This is a genomic window from Mycobacterium sp. NGS34 (assembly GCF_059812845.1).
Genome location: NZ_JCALDM010000001.1, coordinates 332,623 through 347,674, shown reverse-complemented (window position 1 = coordinate 347,674; position 15,052 = coordinate 332,623). Strand labels below are relative to the sequence as shown.

General features: G+C 66.5%; 17 protein-coding genes. 8 read left to right on the top strand and 9 right to left on the bottom strand.

Annotated features, from left to right (window positions below; genetic code table 11):
- Together AC5Y7V_RS01745 and AC5Y7V_RS01740 are read right to left on the bottom strand one after the other, a co-directional pair.
- Nucleotides 1–519 (bottom strand): single stranded DNA-binding domain-containing protein, encoded by a 519-nt coding sequence (locus tag AC5Y7V_RS01745; RefSeq protein WP_499878322.1) that lies wholly within the window; start codon nucleotides 517–519, stop codon nucleotides 1–3.
- 143 nt (nucleotides 520–662) lie between these two features.
- Nucleotides 663–1,547 carry a cyclopropane mycolic acid synthase family methyltransferase gene (locus tag AC5Y7V_RS01740; RefSeq protein ID WP_499878321.1) on the bottom strand — a complete coding sequence of 295 codons (885 nt, stop codon included), beginning with the start codon at nucleotides 1,545–1,547 and terminating at the stop codon, nucleotides 663–665.
- A gap of 221 nt (nucleotides 1,548–1,768) precedes the next feature.
- Between AC5Y7V_RS01740 and AC5Y7V_RS01735 the strand changes: the two genes are divergently transcribed.
- Nucleotides 1,769–3,127, top strand: a complete 1,359-nt coding sequence (locus AC5Y7V_RS01735; protein WP_499878320.1) for a WS/DGAT/MGAT family O-acyltransferase — start codon at nucleotides 1,769–1,771, stop codon at nucleotides 3,125–3,127.
- 11 nt (nucleotides 3,128–3,138) lie between these two features.
- Here the strand turns inward: AC5Y7V_RS01735 and AC5Y7V_RS01730 are convergent, their stop codons facing one another.
- From AC5Y7V_RS01730 to AC5Y7V_RS01720, 3 genes are all read right to left on the bottom strand, one after another.
- A complete protein-coding gene (locus AC5Y7V_RS01730; RefSeq protein ID WP_499878319.1) occupies nucleotides 3,139–3,561 on the bottom strand; it encodes a nitroreductase family deazaflavin-dependent oxidoreductase in 423 nt (140 codons plus the stop codon).
- A 55-nt stretch (nucleotides 3,562–3,616) separates the two neighbouring features.
- Entirely contained in the window at nucleotides 3,617–4,693 is a 1,077-nt protein-coding gene (locus tag AC5Y7V_RS01725) for a GGDEF domain-containing protein (RefSeq protein WP_499878318.1), read from the bottom strand.
- 124 nt (nucleotides 4,694–4,817) lie between these two features.
- A complete protein-coding gene (locus tag AC5Y7V_RS01720) occupies nucleotides 4,818–5,051 on the bottom strand; it encodes an oxidoreductase C-terminal domain-containing protein (protein WP_499878317.1) in 234 nt (77 codons plus the stop codon).
- A gap of 263 nt (nucleotides 5,052–5,314) precedes the next feature.
- Here AC5Y7V_RS01720 and AC5Y7V_RS01715 point away from each other — a divergent pair, with 263 nt between their 5' ends.
- Entirely contained in the window at nucleotides 5,315–6,172 is an 858-nt protein-coding gene (locus AC5Y7V_RS01715; protein ID WP_499878316.1) for an LLM class F420-dependent oxidoreductase, read from the top strand.
- Between the two features lie 3 nt (nucleotides 6,173–6,175).
- On the opposite strand, the gene trhA is transcribed toward AC5Y7V_RS01715, so the two are convergent.
- Together trhA and AC5Y7V_RS01705 are read right to left on the bottom strand one after the other, a co-directional pair.
- On the bottom strand, nucleotides 6,176–6,835 hold the full coding sequence (gene trhA, locus AC5Y7V_RS01710) for a PAQR family membrane homeostasis protein TrhA (RefSeq protein ID WP_499878893.1): 660 nt from the start codon (nucleotides 6,833–6,835) through the stop codon (nucleotides 6,176–6,178).
- A gap of 159 nt (nucleotides 6,836–6,994) precedes the next feature.
- Nucleotides 6,995–8,062, bottom strand: coding sequence for a GGDEF domain-containing protein (locus tag AC5Y7V_RS01705; protein ID WP_499878315.1), 1,068 nt, complete (start codon nucleotides 8,060–8,062; stop codon nucleotides 6,995–6,997).
- A 69-nt stretch (nucleotides 8,063–8,131) separates the two neighbouring features.
- Here AC5Y7V_RS01705 and AC5Y7V_RS01700 point away from each other — a divergent pair, with 69 nt between their 5' ends.
- Together AC5Y7V_RS01700 and AC5Y7V_RS01695 are read left to right on the top strand one after the other, a co-directional pair.
- Nucleotides 8,132–8,398 (top strand): hypothetical protein, encoded by a 267-nt coding sequence (locus AC5Y7V_RS01700; RefSeq protein WP_499878931.1) that lies wholly within the window; start codon nucleotides 8,132–8,134, stop codon nucleotides 8,396–8,398.
- Between the two features lie 71 nt (nucleotides 8,399–8,469).
- Nucleotides 8,470–9,927 (top strand): phospholipase D-like domain-containing protein, encoded by a 1,458-nt coding sequence (locus AC5Y7V_RS01695; RefSeq protein ID WP_499878314.1) that lies wholly within the window; start codon nucleotides 8,470–8,472, stop codon nucleotides 9,925–9,927.
- Here the strand turns inward: AC5Y7V_RS01695 and AC5Y7V_RS01690 are convergent.
- Nucleotides 9,908–10,546: a TetR/AcrR family transcriptional regulator gene (locus AC5Y7V_RS01690; protein ID WP_499878313.1), complete on the bottom strand. Its 639-nt coding sequence runs from the start codon at nucleotides 10,544–10,546 to the stop codon at nucleotides 9,908–9,910. The two genes, AC5Y7V_RS01695 and AC5Y7V_RS01690, sit on opposite strands and share 20 nt — an antisense overlap.
- A 51-nt stretch (nucleotides 10,547–10,597) precedes the next feature.
- Here AC5Y7V_RS01690 and AC5Y7V_RS01685 point away from each other — a divergent pair, with 51 nt between their 5' ends.
- Together AC5Y7V_RS01685 and AC5Y7V_RS01680 are read left to right on the top strand one after the other, a co-directional pair.
- Nucleotides 10,598–11,827: an aromatic ring-hydroxylating oxygenase subunit alpha gene (locus AC5Y7V_RS01685; RefSeq protein WP_499878312.1), complete on the top strand. Its 1,230-nt coding sequence runs from the start codon at nucleotides 10,598–10,600 to the stop codon at nucleotides 11,825–11,827.
- A gap of 1 nt (nucleotide 11,828) precedes the next feature.
- The gene (locus AC5Y7V_RS01680; protein ID WP_499878311.1) at nucleotides 11,829–12,626 is read left to right on the top strand and encodes a hypothetical protein; all 798 of its coding nucleotides are present in this window, start codon (nucleotides 11,829–11,831) and stop codon (nucleotides 12,624–12,626) included.
- 6 nt (nucleotides 12,627–12,632) lie between these two features.
- Here AC5Y7V_RS01680 and AC5Y7V_RS01675 read toward each other — a convergent pair whose 3' ends face one another.
- On the bottom strand, nucleotides 12,633–13,061 hold the full coding sequence (locus AC5Y7V_RS01675; protein WP_499878310.1) for a hypothetical protein: 429 nt from the start codon (nucleotides 13,059–13,061) through the stop codon (nucleotides 12,633–12,635).
- Between the two features lie 203 nt (nucleotides 13,062–13,264).
- Here AC5Y7V_RS01675 and AC5Y7V_RS01670 point away from each other — a divergent pair, with 203 nt between their 5' ends.
- Together AC5Y7V_RS01670 and AC5Y7V_RS01665 are read left to right on the top strand one after the other, a co-directional pair.
- The gene (locus tag AC5Y7V_RS01670; RefSeq protein WP_499878892.1) at nucleotides 13,265–14,164 is read left to right on the top strand and encodes an alpha/beta fold hydrolase; all 900 of its coding nucleotides are present in this window, start codon (nucleotides 13,265–13,267) and stop codon (nucleotides 14,162–14,164) included.
- A gap of 40 nt (nucleotides 14,165–14,204) precedes the next feature.
- Nucleotides 14,205–15,047, top strand: coding sequence for a MaoC/PaaZ C-terminal domain-containing protein (locus AC5Y7V_RS01665; RefSeq protein ID WP_499878309.1), 843 nt, complete (start codon nucleotides 14,205–14,207; stop codon nucleotides 15,045–15,047).
- The last annotated feature ends 5 nt before the right edge of the window (nucleotides 15,048–15,052 follow it).

Here is a 15,052-nt window from a genome sequence, read left to right as displayed (position 1 = left end):
TCAGGTGCCGCCGTCCGGACCGCTGATCGGTTGGGCCGCAATGTGATCCATCGGCGGTCCGTCGCCGTTGGACGTGCCGCGGTCGGAGACGGCGGTGGCCAGCACGGTCCCGCCCTCGATCGTCCCGACGATCTCGACGTGGTCGTTGACGGCGAAATGCGAAGCGCCGGTGATGGGTTGGCTGCCGTCGCGCGAAATGACGGTGGTGTTCGGGGTGACGCGGTACGTCTGCGTGTAGCCGTTGGGACTGCGGGCGGTCACCGTGTCCGCCGACGCGGCGATGACGGTCCCCTCCTGCCGCACCGGGTGGGAGGCCGGCGGCGGCCCCAACGTCGACTCAACCGTCGGCTTGTCGGGCTCGACGTAGGCGAACAGCCCCGCCGAGCTCACCGCGCACAGCACCGAAGCGGACACGATCTCGCATGCCATCGCGATGCCGGACAGCCCGCGGCGCGAACGCCACCCGTTCGCCGATGTTCTTTGCTCCGGCACCCCGGTCGCGTTGTGCTTGCCGTCCACGGTCGGTCCTTCCTGCGGTTTTGGGCCAAGCAACCTCGGCCTCTACCGCATCAGGTCGTTGCTCGTGGTGTTACCCGCAGGGGTGCGCCGATAAACCGCGCCGCGACGGCGCGGCCGGACTCGGAAAACCGGCAGGGCCGGGGTCAGCCCTTGACGAGGGTGAATTGCGCGACGTCGGTGTAGCCGTCGCGGAACAGGTCGGCGCAGCCGGTCAGGTACTTCATGTACCGGTCGTAGACCTCTTCGGACTGAACCGCGATCGCCTCGTCGCGGCGCGACTCGAGTGTGGTCGCCCAGTTGTCGAGGGTGCGAGCGTAATGCAGGCGCAGCTGCTGAACCCGCTCGACGGCGAAGCCGGCCCGCTCGGCGTGCTCGACGACGCCCTTGGCTTGCGGCAGGTCCCCGCCCGGGAAGATCTCGTCCATGATGAATTTCATGAACCGGATCTTGGTCATGGTGATGGGCAGTCCGCGCTCGGCGAACTCCTCGTCGCTGGGCTTGATGATGGTGTGCAGCAGCATCACGCCGTCGGCGGGCAGCGCCTCGTAGGCCATCTTGAAGAAGTCGCTGTAGCGGTCGCGCCCGAAGTGCTCGAAGGCGCCGATCGACACGATGCGGTCCACCTTCTCGTCGAACTGCTCCCAGCCCCGCAGCAGCACGCGCTTGCTCCGCGCGGACGGGTGCTGGTCGAGACGCCGCTGCACGTGCGCCTGCTGATTGCGGCTGAGCGTCAGCCCCACGACGTTGACGTCGTAGCGCTCGAGCCCGCGAACGATCGTGGTGCCCCACCCGCAGCCGATGTCGAGCAGCGTCATGCCCGGCTGCAATCCGAGCTTGCCGAGGGAGAGGTCGACCTTGGCGATCTGCGCCTCCTCGAGGGTCATGTCGTCGCGCTCGAAATATGCGCAGCTGTAAGTGCGCGTCGGATCCAGGAAAAGCTCGAAGAACTCGTCGGACAGGTCGTAGTGCGCCTGCACGTCCTCGAAGTGCGGCTCCAAGCCGACAGCTTCAGTCTGGTCTTCAGGCATGGCACTTCCCCCGGACATGAATTTATGGGTCCAGCGGCGTGTGATCTCAGCCGCTCGAGTTACAGGCGTAGCAGTCTATCCGCCCGGATGGCCACTCCACGAATTGATGGCCCTACCGGCGGGAATCGGCGCTGCGCAATTTCTTAGGTGTGGGCGATGCCCGCTCGGGCTAATTGGAGGTGAGGAGTTGTCCCGAATGGGACCGAATGGGGAGGCCAACCATGGAACCGATATCGCCGACGGATGCGCTATTCCTCATCGGCGAGTCGCGCGAACATCCGATGCACGTGGGATCGTTGCAGCTCTTCGCTCCGCCCGAGGACGCGGGCCCGCACTTCGTCCGCGAGTCCTATCAGGCGATGCTCGAGTGCACGGACGTTCAACCGACGTTCCGGAAGCACCCGGCTTTTTTCGGCGGCATCACGAACGTCGCGTGGTCGTTGGATCGGGACGTCGAGCTCGACTACCACCTCCGCCGGTCGGCCCTACCCGAGCCGGGACGGGTCCGTGACCTGCTGGAATTGGCGTCCCGGCTGCACGGCAGCCTGCTCGACCGGCACCGTCCACTTTGGGAAGCGCACCTCATCGAGGGGCTGGAGGACGGGCGCTACGTCGTCTACACCAAGTACCACCACTCCCTCATGGACGGCGTTTCCGCGCTGCGGCTGGTGCAACGCGCCTTCAGCCCTGACCCGGATGACGCCGAGGTGCGGGTGCCGTGGGCTCTGGGCCCACGCCGGCACCGGGAGCCGAGGAAGCAGCCGTCGCTGCTCGAACGGGTCGGCCGAACCGCGGGGTCGGCGTTCGCGCTGGCACCATCCACGGTGCGGCTCGCGCGCGCGGCGCTGCTCGAACAGCAGCTGACCCTCCCGTTCCGTGCGCCACGCAGCATGTTCAACGTCCGGATCGGCGGTGCCCGGCGGGTGGCCGCCCAGTCCTGGTCGCTGGACCGCGTCAAGGCGGTGAAGTCCGCCGCCGGAGTGACCGTCAACGACGTGGTGCTGGCCATGTCCTCCGGGGCGCTGCGCGCCTATCTCCTCGAGCAGAACGCCCTGCCGGATGACCCGCTGACCGCGATGGTGCCGGTCAACCTGCGCAAGGAGGGCGACGAGCGCGGCGGCAACATGGTCGGCACCTTCCTGTGCAACCTGGCGACCGACCTCGACGACCCGGCGAAGCGGCTGGAGATCATCAGCTCGTCGATCCGCGACACCAAAGAGGTGTTCCGGCAGCTGCCCCCCGTGCAACAGCTCGCCCTCTCGGCGTTCAACATCGGTGGACTGTTCTTCGGGCTGATTCCCGGGTACCTCTCCACCGCCTCGCCGCCGTTCAACATCGTCATCTCGAACGTTTCGGCCGGCCCGTCGGAACCGGTGTACTGGCGTGGCGCCCGGTTGGACGGAAACTACCCGCTGTCGATCCCGCTCGACGGCCAGGCGGTCAACATCACCGTGACCAACAACGCCGAGAACCTCGACTTCGGCCTCGTCGGCTGCCGCCGCAGCGTCCCGCACCTGCAGCGGCTGCTGGGCCACCTGGAGACGTCGCTCAAGGACCTGGAGCGCGCCTTCGGCGTGTGAGCCCGCCGAGGTTATTCGAGAACGAAGACCGGGATCTGCCTTGCCGTCTTCTCCTGGTATTCGGCGTAAGGGGGAAAGGCCTCGACCGCCAATCGCCACCACTGCTCCCGCTCGGGCCCTTCCAGCTCGCGTGCGGTAAGGGCGACGACCTTCTCGCCGTCCTGCACCGTCACCGCCGGATTGGCCTTGACGTTGAAGTACCACGAGGGGTGGGTGGGCGCGCCGCCTTGCGACGCCACCATGACGTAGCGGCCGTCCTTTTCGACGCGCATCAGCGGCACGTACCGCTGCTTGCCGGACTTGGCCCCCGTGACGGTGATCAGGACGACGGGGCGGTCGAGGATCTCGACTCCGTCGGTCGTGCCCTGCTGCAGGATTCGTTCGGTCTGCTCGCGCACCCAGTCCCTGGGGCTCAGCTCAATCCGGTCGGTCATGGCCCTCTCAACGCGGACATGTCGCGCATCCATTCCCAGAACGGCGCGTCGTCGGCTACCTACCGATCGGAGGCACCGGCGCCGGATAGTGGCACACGCGGTTTCCGCCGGCGCGCTTCGCCTCGTACATGGCGGCGTCGGACGTGCCGATGAGATCGACGATGAGCTGGGTATCGGCCACAACCGGCGAGGCGTCGAGCGCGATGCCCGAGGTGCCGATGCTGGCGGTGATCGGGAAGGGAAGCTCGGCTATCGCCCGGCGAAGTTGTTCGGCCATCCACACGGGGTTCGGTGTGACGTCGGTGTCGACGATGACGAATTCCTCGCCGCCGACGCGGCCGATCACGGCCGTGGGGCTGCAGGTCTCTTGCAGCGCCGCGCCGACCGCGACCAAGGCCTGATCGCCGACGGCGTGGCCGCGGGTGTCGTTGAGCTTCTTGAAGTTGTCCAAGTCGATCACCGCGATCACCAGGTACTCACCCGCGGACCGCCCGCAACTCGCCATCAGTTCGTACACCGCGTCGTAGAAAGAACGCCGATTGTGCAAGCCCGTCAGCGAATCACGGTCGGAACTCCGAAGGTCGGTTCGCAGCGTGTGCACCAGCGACCGGATTCCGAATGGCACGCCGATGTTGAAGGCCAACACGGTAATCAGGCCGGCGGTTATCAGCGCGACGTCACCGGTGGCCAAGATGAATCGCCACGCCAGGCTCACCGCGGACACGGTCGCCACGACAAAGTTGACGATCACGTAATAGCCGTCATGGAAGTAAGCGATGAAACCGCCGAGCATGGCAAACGTGGTGCAGCCCATCAACCCCGTGTAGGAGTTCGACAAACCCAAACAGGTCACGGCGATGACGGCCATCGCGCCGACGGAGAAAAGGATCGATTCCCGTCGGGTGGGCCAGTGCACCAGCCACAGGGTCGCGCCGGCGAATCCCAATGCCGATATGACGACGGACGCCGCCCGCGACGTTGCGTTGACGGGCCCGGTGGGGCTCCACAGCATGAGCAGCGGCAGCGCGGCCTGCGACGCGGTGAACGCAAATGTCGCGCGCTGCCACATGCCCTGAAGGCCACGGGCCTTCAAATAGGCGGTGACCCATTCATACTGATCGGCTTGCTTCACTGCGGCGATGCCATTGCTTACGCCGCGATCAGTTCGGACGATCGTTTGTCACGTTAAGAATTAAAGACCAACCGCGACAAAGTTCAAATTCCGCTAAACCGCGGAGCCCATTACCTCGTCGAGGCTAATCCGGTCGCGCCGGCGGAAACTCGGCGCGTTTGGCGATCGCGTCGCGGTAGGCGTAGACCCGGTTGGGGATCGTTCCCAGCACCGCGACGGTCTGGCCGTCACGCCCATACGCGGCGACGAACTCCCATCCGTCGGGGTAGCCCTCGACGATTTCGACGGCATCGTAATCCGTTGGGACACCGAGCATCTGGACCTTGACGTCATACTGATCGGACCAGAAATACGGCACCTCGTCATGGGCCTGCGCCCCGCCGGGCCCCGCCAGCAGCGTGCGAGCCGCCGCCTCACCCTGACGTCCGGCGTCTTCCCAATGTTCGGTGCGAAGATGCCGCCCGTAGAGCGGGTGCCACCAGCGCGCGACATCGCCGGCGCGTACCGCCGGTACCGGGTTCCCTGGCAGTTCGCTGTGAACGAATGTTTACCGAGGGAGTGCCGGACCGAGGCGCGATTTCGATCGGGAAGCAACCGCGCCGCGGCACGGTTGAACGGGCCATGCGCATTGGAGTCGTGTTCCCCCAGACCGAGCTCGGTGGAGACCCCGCAGTCGTACGCGCGTACGGACAGCGCGTCGAGGAACTGGGCTTCACGCACATCCTGGCCTACGACCACGTCGTCGGCGCCGATCCGGCCGCGCACCAGGGCTGGCAGGGCTACTACGACATCGACGACACATTTCACGAGCCGTTCGTGATGTTCGGCTACCTGGCCGCCGTGACCTCGCTCGAACTCGTCACCGGTGTCATCATCTTGCCGCAGCGCCAGACGGTGTTGGTGGCCAAGCAGGCCGCCGAGGTCGATCTGCTCACCAACGGCAGGTTTCGGCTGGGTATCGGGTTGGGCTGGAACGACGTCGAGTACGAGGCGCTCGGCGAGTCGTTCACCAATCGCGGCAGGCGCTCCGAGGAACAGGTCGAGCTGATGCGCAAGCTGTGGACCGAACGGTCGGTGACGTTCAACGGCAAGCACCACACGGTGACTGGGGCGGGCCTTGCCCCACTGCCGACTCAGCGCCCCATTCCGGTCTGGTTCGGTGCGGCGTCCGACCGCGCCTACCAACGCGCCGGACGGCTCAGCGACGGCTGGTTCCCGATGATGGAGCCGGGACCTGGCCTCGACTACGCGCGTGATCAGGTGCGGCGCGCGGCAACGGCCGCCGGCCGCGACGCCGACGCCCTCGGGATGGAGGGCCGGGTCAGCTGGGCCGGGGACCCCGAGAAGATTGCCAACGACATCGCCGCCTGGAAAGCCGCCGGGGCCACGCACGTGTCGGTGAACACCATGAAGGCCGGCCTGGCGACGGTTGACGACCACCTCGCCGCGCTGGAGCGGGTCGCCGCCGACCTGAGGTAGCCGCTAGAAGACCACGAACCAGATGGCGATGTACTGGCAGATCGCCGCGAGCGCGGTGCAGGCGTGAAAGAACTCGTGATAGCCGAACGTCGCCGGCCACGGGTCCGGCCAGCGGAGCCCGTAGAACAGCGCGCCCACGCTGTATAGCGCGCCGCCGACGACCAGCAACACCGTCGCGGCGACGCCGGCGTTGCGCAGGATCAACCCGGTGTAGGCGACCGCCACCCAGCCCAGCAGCAGGTACAGGGCCACGCCGAGCCAGCGCGGGGCGGTCGGCCAAAACAGGGTGAGTGCGATTCCCGCGATGGCGCCACCCCAGACGATCGCGAGCACCACGTAGCCGGTCCCCCGCGGCATGGCGAGCCTGGCGAAAGGGGTGTAGGTGCCGGCGATCAGCACGAAGATCATCGAGTGATCGAGCCGCCGCATCCAGTTCCTGATGCCTGCCGACTCCCAGTGCACGCGGTGATAAACGGCGCTGACGGCGAACATCGCCACGATCGCCAGCACGTAGGTCAGCGTCGAGTGACCGGCCCGCTTGGACGCCTCGACCCACGAGACCGCCACCAGTGGCGCGCCCGCAATGACGGCCGCGGCGGCGCAGTATTGGTGGATCCAACCGCGCAACCGCGGCTTGGTCAGGACACCGTCGGCAATGGGCATCGGTCCGAAAGGCTTGGGCTGCAAGGCGACGTCGGTCCGAATGGTCAACGTCGCTCCCCTCGCCAGCGGGTTTGGTTCGATGATTTCGCCGCAACCTAAGCGGCCGCTGCGCGCAGTCTGTGAATAGCGTGTGCGCGAACGGCTATCGACGGTCGGTGGCTAAGCCAGTACGCCCTGATGGACCTGGTCTCCGCCACGGCGCTTGGCGGCATACATCGCGTCGTCGGCGATGCGGATGAGCTCCTCGACGGTGCGTGCGACGTCACCGGTCAGCAGCCGTAGCTCGGCGCTGGCGATGCCGACGCTCGCGGTGATCTTCGGGAGAAGCCCGGCGAGCGCGTTGCAGAAACGCGTGGCCAGTGGGGTGACGTCCGAGGCGACGGCGGTCAGCGCGACCAAGAACTCCTCGCCGCCGGCGCGACAGATGACCGCGTCGGCAGGAGCGTTCTCCCGCAGCAGGCCGGCCACGGCCCGCAGGGCCCGGTCGCCGGCCAGATGTCCGTGGGTGTCGTTGATGCGTTTGAAGTTGTCCAGATCGACCATCACCACCGCAAGGTGGGTGTGAGCCGGCGGTGGATTCGCCAACCGGTGTCCGACCGCGTCGGTGAATGCCCGCCGGTTCAGCAGTCCGGTGAGCGGATCCTCTTCAGAGCGCTGAACGTACGTCCCCATGGCGCGCGACATGCCCCAAATGCCCAGGGGGACCGACAAGTTGAGAAAGGTGTTTATCCAGAGCGCCGATGCGGCCGTGGCGATGTTGGCCTCATGGGCCAATCGCAGCACCGCCGTGACCGTGGCACCGAGCGCCACCAAGCTGTTGAAGAGTAAGAGCTTGGGGCCGTGGAAGAACGCGATGTAACCGCCGGTAACGGCCATGGCCGTGCACGCCAGCGCGGCGAGCGCCCCGGTGGGCTGCACCAGGCTCCACCCGCCGACAAATAAGGCGCCCACGGCCACTCCGACCTGCGACTGCCGACGCGTGGGCCAATGGACCAGCCACATCACCGTCATACCGAGGGTGAAGGCCACGGCAACTCCACCGGTGATCACCTCGACGAGGGTGGGGTTGTTTTGGCTCGGCAACACGGTCAGCGGCACGAACGCGGACGATCCGGCGACAACGACCAGAATCATCCGGGCCGGCCGCATCATCCCCCGTTGACGCAGGAAAGCAGTGGTCCACTCGTAATGATCGGGTTGGCCCCACCACGCCTTGAGCCGTGACATCGGTGAGCGAACCTCCGGCCAAGCGTCGGATCCCGTACTGCTCGGCAGCCGTGGGACAAGTAGCAGCTCATGCTATCGGTCGCCGCCACCGGCGGCCTGTCGGTTTGGGATCCGACCACTGCGGTGATCCTCCCAGCAGCATTCGTCGAAGCTCGAAGGAGTTCACGCGTGGACCAGCAAGTCAACATCGACCCGCCGCCGGCACCCGAAGATGCGAGGAAAGCGACCGAGGAGCAGCGGGAGCTCCAGGAGAAACTGGAGCATCAAGAAGACGACCCGGATGGGCCGGGTCTGCATCAGTCGCGGCACGATCTTCCCGACGAGAGCACGCGGTAGAACGACGAACCGCAGGTGGGCCGGCGACGGTCGCCGGATGGCGAGGCTCTCATGTGGTAGACAGGCCGCGTATGCGGGATGACTCCTTGCCCATCGCCAGCCAGACCTGCTGGCGCGTGGTGCACGCCGACCAGCTGGCGTACATCGTCGACGCGGCCGACTATTTTCGGCAGGTGAAGGCGGCGATGCTGCGCGCCAACCATCGAATCATGTTGATCGGCTGGGACTTCGACGCCAGGACGGCCTTCGAACGAGGAGGAAAGAAGCTCGCCGGCCCAAACCAGCTGGGCGCCTTTCTGTACTGGCTGCTGTGGCGACGACCGGCCCTGGAGATTTACGTCTTGAAATCCAACCTGCGCCTGCTGCCCGTTTTCGACGGCCTGTGGTACGGCGTCACGCCGGTGTCGGTCGTGAATCGCCTCAGCAGCAGCCGGTTGCGCCTGGCCATCGACGGGGCCCGGCCGACCGGCGCCGTCCATCACCAGAAGATCGTGATCATCGACGACGTCCTGGCGTTCTGCGGCGGCATCGACCTCACCCTGGATCGCTGGGACACCCCGGAACACAAGCACAACAACCGGTTTCGCCGCGCGCTCGGCCGCAGGTACGGTCCTCGACACGAGGTCGCGGCCGCGGTGGACGGCGCCGCGGCGCTCGCCCTCGCCGAGGTCGCCCGGGAAAGGTGGCGGAACGCGACGGACGAGTCGCTGGCCCCGATCGAGTCGACGCGCCCCGTCTGGCCCGGCGGCTTGCAGCCGATTTTGCGCGATGTCGAAGTCGGGATCGCGCGCACGTTGCCCACATTCGGTGAGCGCGACGAGGTTCGCGAGGTGGAAGCGCTCAACCTCGCGGCGATTGCGGCAGCGCGCCACACCATCTATCTGGAGAACCAGTACCTGGCGGCCCGCCAGGTGATCGAGGCGCTGGCCGCGCGGCTCAAGGAGGACGACGGCCCCGAGGTCGTCATCGTCCTTCCACGCCGGGGCCTGAACCGCCTCGAGCGCGAAACGATGGACAGCGCACGCCACCGGCTCATCCAAGAGCTCTGGGCGGCAGACGAACACCGGCGTCTGGGCGTCTATTGGGCCGTGACCGACGGCGGCTCGCAGATCTACATTCACTCGAAGGTGTTGGTCGTCGACGATTGGCTGTTGCGCGTCGGCTCGTCAAACTTCAACAACCGGTCGATGGGCTTCGACAGCGAGTGCGACCTTGTCATCGAAGCGGGCCCGAATACCGAAGCACACGAACACATCCGGCGAGCTATCGAAGGGGTGCGACAACAACTCGTGTGCGAGCATCTAGGTGTTTCCGTCGACAAGTTCGAGCGGACGATCCGGCAGGGTGGGTCTTTCCTGGGGGCCGTCGACACGCTGCGTGGGCAAGGCAAGACATTGCGGCGGTTTACCGGGCGGACCGTGGCCGGCGAGGACAGTGCGCTGGCCGAGAGCGACCTGATGGATCCGGATCACGTTCCGCGTTCCCTGACCGGCAGTATGCGGCGATTGATTACGAAGCTGTCCCGCTGACCGTAGGCCCTTCGGGGACAAGCACATCGACCAGCCGCTCGATACGTTCGGCGAGCGCCGCGCGCGGCACCCGGATCGCCGTCAGGTCGTCGAAGTGACACAGCCCGAGGAGTAGGAGAAAGACGGCTTTGGTGGTGGCCTTTGGGTTCGGATCGGTGCCGGAGAGCGCCCCGACGAATCGGTCGGCGTACTCGTGATGCCACTGGGCGATCAGGGACGCCAACCGCGCGTCGCGGCGGCTGGCGAGGTGCAGCTCGGCGATGAGTCGGCGGTTCTGGCGCATCCCGGGCTGCAGGTAAGCCATGGCGATCGCATGCAGTGGGCGCTCGCCGCGACCATTCCGCAGCGCGACGGCGGTGATCTGCTCAAGGGCACGCACCGCGGCGACGTACAGCAATTCCTCCCGGTTGGGGAAATGGTTGTAGACCGCGGTCGGTGATAAGCCGGCGCGTTCGGCGATCAGTGGCAGGGTGCTGCCTTCGAATCCCCGTTCAACGCACACCGCCGCGGCTGCCTCGAGCAGTCGCCGGGTAGTGATCTGCCCGTCGGAGTTGGGTGGGCGTCCCCGGGATCGGCGCGCCGGGGCCGGCCGCCGTTCCCTTGCAAAATGAGTGGCCATTCATAAAACTATCCCACAGGAGATCGGCGGCAGGCCGGAGACGAGGTGACCATGGGCATCGGCTCTGACGCGATGAACGCGGTATTGGAGTGTTCCCGGGCGGAAGCGGCGCGGCGCGCATACCCGCCGGAATTCCCGGCGCTCCCGCCCGTGCCCGCCGGGCGCTATTCGGATCCCGGCTTCGCCCGGCTCGAAGCCGCCGTCTTTTCCCGCTCGTGGTTGTTCGTCGCCCACGCCGACCAACTGCGCAACCCGGGCGACTACCTCCTGCCCGACCAGCTCGACCGCCCGGTGATGCTCGTTCGCGGCGGGGACGGCGTCGTCCGCGCGTTCTACAACACCTGCCGCCATCGCGGGGCCGCGCTCGTCGAGAACTTGCAGGGGAATGTGGGCCGCCGGCTCACCTGCCCCTTCCACGCCTGGACGTACTCGCTGGACGGAAAGCTGACCGGGTACCCGGAGGCGCTGAACTTCTCCGATCTCGACGTTGACTGTCACGCGCTGGCAGAACTGCGGTGCGCCTCGTGGGGCCCGTTGCTATTCATCAACCTTGACGCGGACGCACAGCCGTTGTCCGACTTCCTCGCCCCCGTCGGTGACGACCTCAGCGACTTCGCCGGACTGGACGGACGCCTGCATCTGGTCGATCGCACCGTTCGTCACGTCCCAGTCAACTGGAAGCTTCCGGTCGATGCGAATCTCGAGAGCTACCACGTCAATTACGTGCACCGAACGACGGCGGCCCGAACGCTGCAACAGGCGGGGACCGGCATCCAGTTGCTGCCGAACGGCCACTCCCGCATGCTCGTCCCCTACCGCGACGGCATCGACGGCGAGGCGCTGTCGGTGTTCCCAAGCGTGTTCCCCAGCCTCGGTGATCTGCCGTTCCGCGGAACGTTCTCCTATCACGTGTTTCCGAACCTGAGCATCGTGTTCGCCGGGAACGGCTTCGTCTTCCTGATCACCAACTGGCCCACTGGTCCGTCGACGTCGGCGTACAACGTCCACTGGTGTTCGTCGCTAGGCGTGGACGACGATGCGAACCGGGACACGAACGCGGCGGTGATCGCCGCATTGTCTCGGGTGCTGTTCGAGGACCTCGACGTGCTGCCCGGCCAGCAGCGTTCGCTCGATGCCGGCACCCTGCGATCACTGCGGCTCGGCTATCAGGAACGGCGCATCTACTACCTGCACGAGGCGATCGACCAAACCATCGGCGTCGATCACATTCCCGAATCCCTCCGAGTCCCGCAGGTGCTCGGGCCGTTCGTGCAGGGCTGACGTGCATCCGTTTGTCGCGCTGATGCGCACGTACTGCATCGACTACACGAACTCGCACGATCAATCCCTCTACGAGCAGATCATGGAGCCCGACTACGTCGTCCACATCAACGGCTTGTCGCTGGTCCGTTCGACCACCTACGCCGACGCGGTTCGCAAGATCTTCGATGCCGCACCGGGTTTGGGCATTGTGGTGCACGAGTTTGTGCTCAATGGCGATCGGCTGTGCATGCACTTCAGTGAGCACGCGGCCATGCCGGCCGGTGGGGCGCGCGCGCTCGCCTGCTGGCGCGGCATCGGCCTGTACAAGTGGAACGGCCGTCGCCTGACGGAGAACTACGTCGAGCAGGATTATTTCGCCATGCAGGCGCAGATGGCGAGCGGCCACCCGCACCCCTTGATGCCGCCGCACCTCGATCCGTGGACGACGACCGAGGCGGTACCCGCAGATCCCGATGCCGAACGCACCGTGCGCGCGTGGCTTGATCGGGCCGATCTTGGCGCCGCGCCAGCACACGACATCGACGACGCGCGCACCGGGGCGACGTACCAGGCGGTGCTCGATCCCCGCGAGGTGGTGGTCAACGATCTCTTCTCCGCGGGCGCCGATGTTCCCTTCCACGTCACGATCCGGGGTCCGTACCGCGGCGGCCTGGGCGCCGCCGCCGAAGCGCACCTCGGTAAGACCGCCAGGCTGCACGTCGCCGGCATCGCCCGGGTCGCCGACGGCGCGGTCGCCTCCGTTCGGGCGGTGACGGCGCGTTCGCAGACCCTGGCCGAGCTCACGCGCGGACGGTAGCCCTGCTCAGTAGCGCCGCATCTTTTGGGCGCGACCGGTGAGGGCGGTGATCCGGTAATGGTCGCGCTGGCCGGGCAGCGTTGGCACAGCGGGAATCTCATGGGTGGTGGTGACCAGCATGGTGTGCACCGGGATGTCCGCTTCCCCCATGGGGATAACCACCGTGGGGAAGAGGATCGTTGCGGTGACCGAACCGGAATCGCCGAATTCGTGAGTCGTCACGCTCAGGCACCAACCCAGGTCGGCCACGAACGTACTGCGGATCTGTTCGCGCTCGAAGTTGAACGTACGCTGGCCGTGTTCGTAGCTGAGGACGTAGGGCGGCCGGCCGGGGATGGGCGGCGCGGTGAGGCAGTAGTCGATGGAGACGCCGTCACCGACGAGGTCACAGCAGTAGTCGGGGAACGTCCGGTGGGTGGCAGTCGCTGCGATCATAGAAATTGGCTTTCTGGGTTCACAATTCGCTGGTCGGTCGCGGTTTCCATCAACAGCGTGGCGGTTCGGACGCCGCTGGGCACGAGTAGTGGGCTACTCGATTTATGCGCTCGCGCGGCCTCGGCCCTCACCAGCTCGCGACAAACTGCGGCTAAAGTAGGGCGTCCACGGAGCTGCCTTCAGATGAACACGGAGGTTGACGCCTGTTTTCCCGCTCGCGCCAGGCGGCGGCGGAACCACCGCCTTGGTTCACCGCCGCGCTGAACCAACGACCGGACCATTGCGACGTCGAAGTCGACGGTTGCCGCATTCACCTGCGCGCCTGGGGCGCCGCGGACCAACCCACGGTGGTGCTCGTCCACGGCGGCGCGGCCCACTCTGGTTGGTGGGACCACATCGCGCCGTTCTTGTCCCGCACGCATCGCGTGATCGCGCCGGATCTGTCCGGACACGGCGACAGCGGCACGCGCAGCAGCTACGACCTGCAAACCTGGGCAGACGAAGTGATGGAGGTTTCGACGGCCGCCGGCGCCTCGGGGCGACCGACCATCGTGGGCCACAGCATGGGCGGCTGGATCGCGGCGACCGCGGCGATGAGTTGCGGCGACCAAATCAATAGCATGATTGTGATCGACTCGCCGCTGTGGGAGCGTTCGCCGGAGGAGGCGCGGTTACGCAACCGCACCCACAGGTTGTATCGGACCAAAAACGAAATCCTGGAACGTTTTACGGCGGTGCCCTCGCAACAAGTGATCCTCCCCTACGTCCGGCAGCACATTGCGGCCGAGTCGGTGCGGAAGACCGGCGGAGGGTGGACTTGGAAGTTCGACCGGGCGATCTTCGGCGATGAAGTTCTCGAGCCGACGGCCTCGGACGAAGAGTCGCTGGAGACCATGATGGCCGAAATGCGTTGCCGCTTAGGTTATGTGCGTTGCGAATCCGGGCTGGTGCCGCCCGCCATGGGCGAACGAATCCGCTCCATGCTGCAGCTGCGCGGGCCGTTCGTCGAATTGGCCGAGGCCGGCCATCACCCGATGCTCGACCAACCGCTGCCCCTCGTCGCGACGCTGCGCACCCTGCTCGAATTCTGGTCGATCACCTAACCAGACCGGGCGCAGGATTCGCGCCACTAGGCTCAACAGGATGCCGACCGAGATACCGATTGGGGCTAGGCCGCGCCACGGCCCGTTCGCGGGAACGCTTGACCCAGAACGTGTCGCCGCCTACGCGACGGCCACCGGCGATCGCACGACCGCGGTGCTCGCCGGGGATGCCGTGCCCGTCGTCTTCCCCGTCGTGTTGGTGTTCCAGGCCCAAGAGGCGGCCAACGCCGACATTCCCGATGCCGCCTGGCGGCAAGCCGCAGGGGGCGTGCACGGCGAGCACGACCTCCTGCTGCATCGCGCCCTCGCACCGGGCGAGGCGCTGCAAACGTGGTCGCGGTTATCCGCCGTGCGCACAACCCGAGCCGGCACCAAGGTGGTGCTGCACATCGAGCAATTCGACTCCGGCGGGACGCTGGTCGTCGAACAGTGGTGGACCACCGTGCTGCTCGGCCTGCACGGCGTCGCCGACATTGGCTCAATGCCCGCCGATCACCGGATTCCGGATGAGGCCAGGACCCATCCACTGGGATCCCGAGTCCAGCACATCGACGGACAAATCGCGCATCGCTATGCCGAGGTATCGGGAGACTGGTCGGCTCACCACTTTGACATTGACGCCGCGCGCCGCACCGGCTTCGACTTCTTATTCACCCATGGGCTGTGCACGATGGCGATCTGCACGCACCATGTGTTGGCGTTGGCGGGCGTGGACGACCCCGGCCGCGTACGCCGCGCGGCGGTGCGCTTTGCCGCGCCAACTCCCTTGGGCGTCGATCTCACGGTCAGCGCGTTCGGCATCGACGATCGGTCGATCGGGTTCGAGGCTAGCTGTGACGGCACGCCCGTCATCACGCACGGACGGTTGGAGTTCCGGGACTGAGCGAT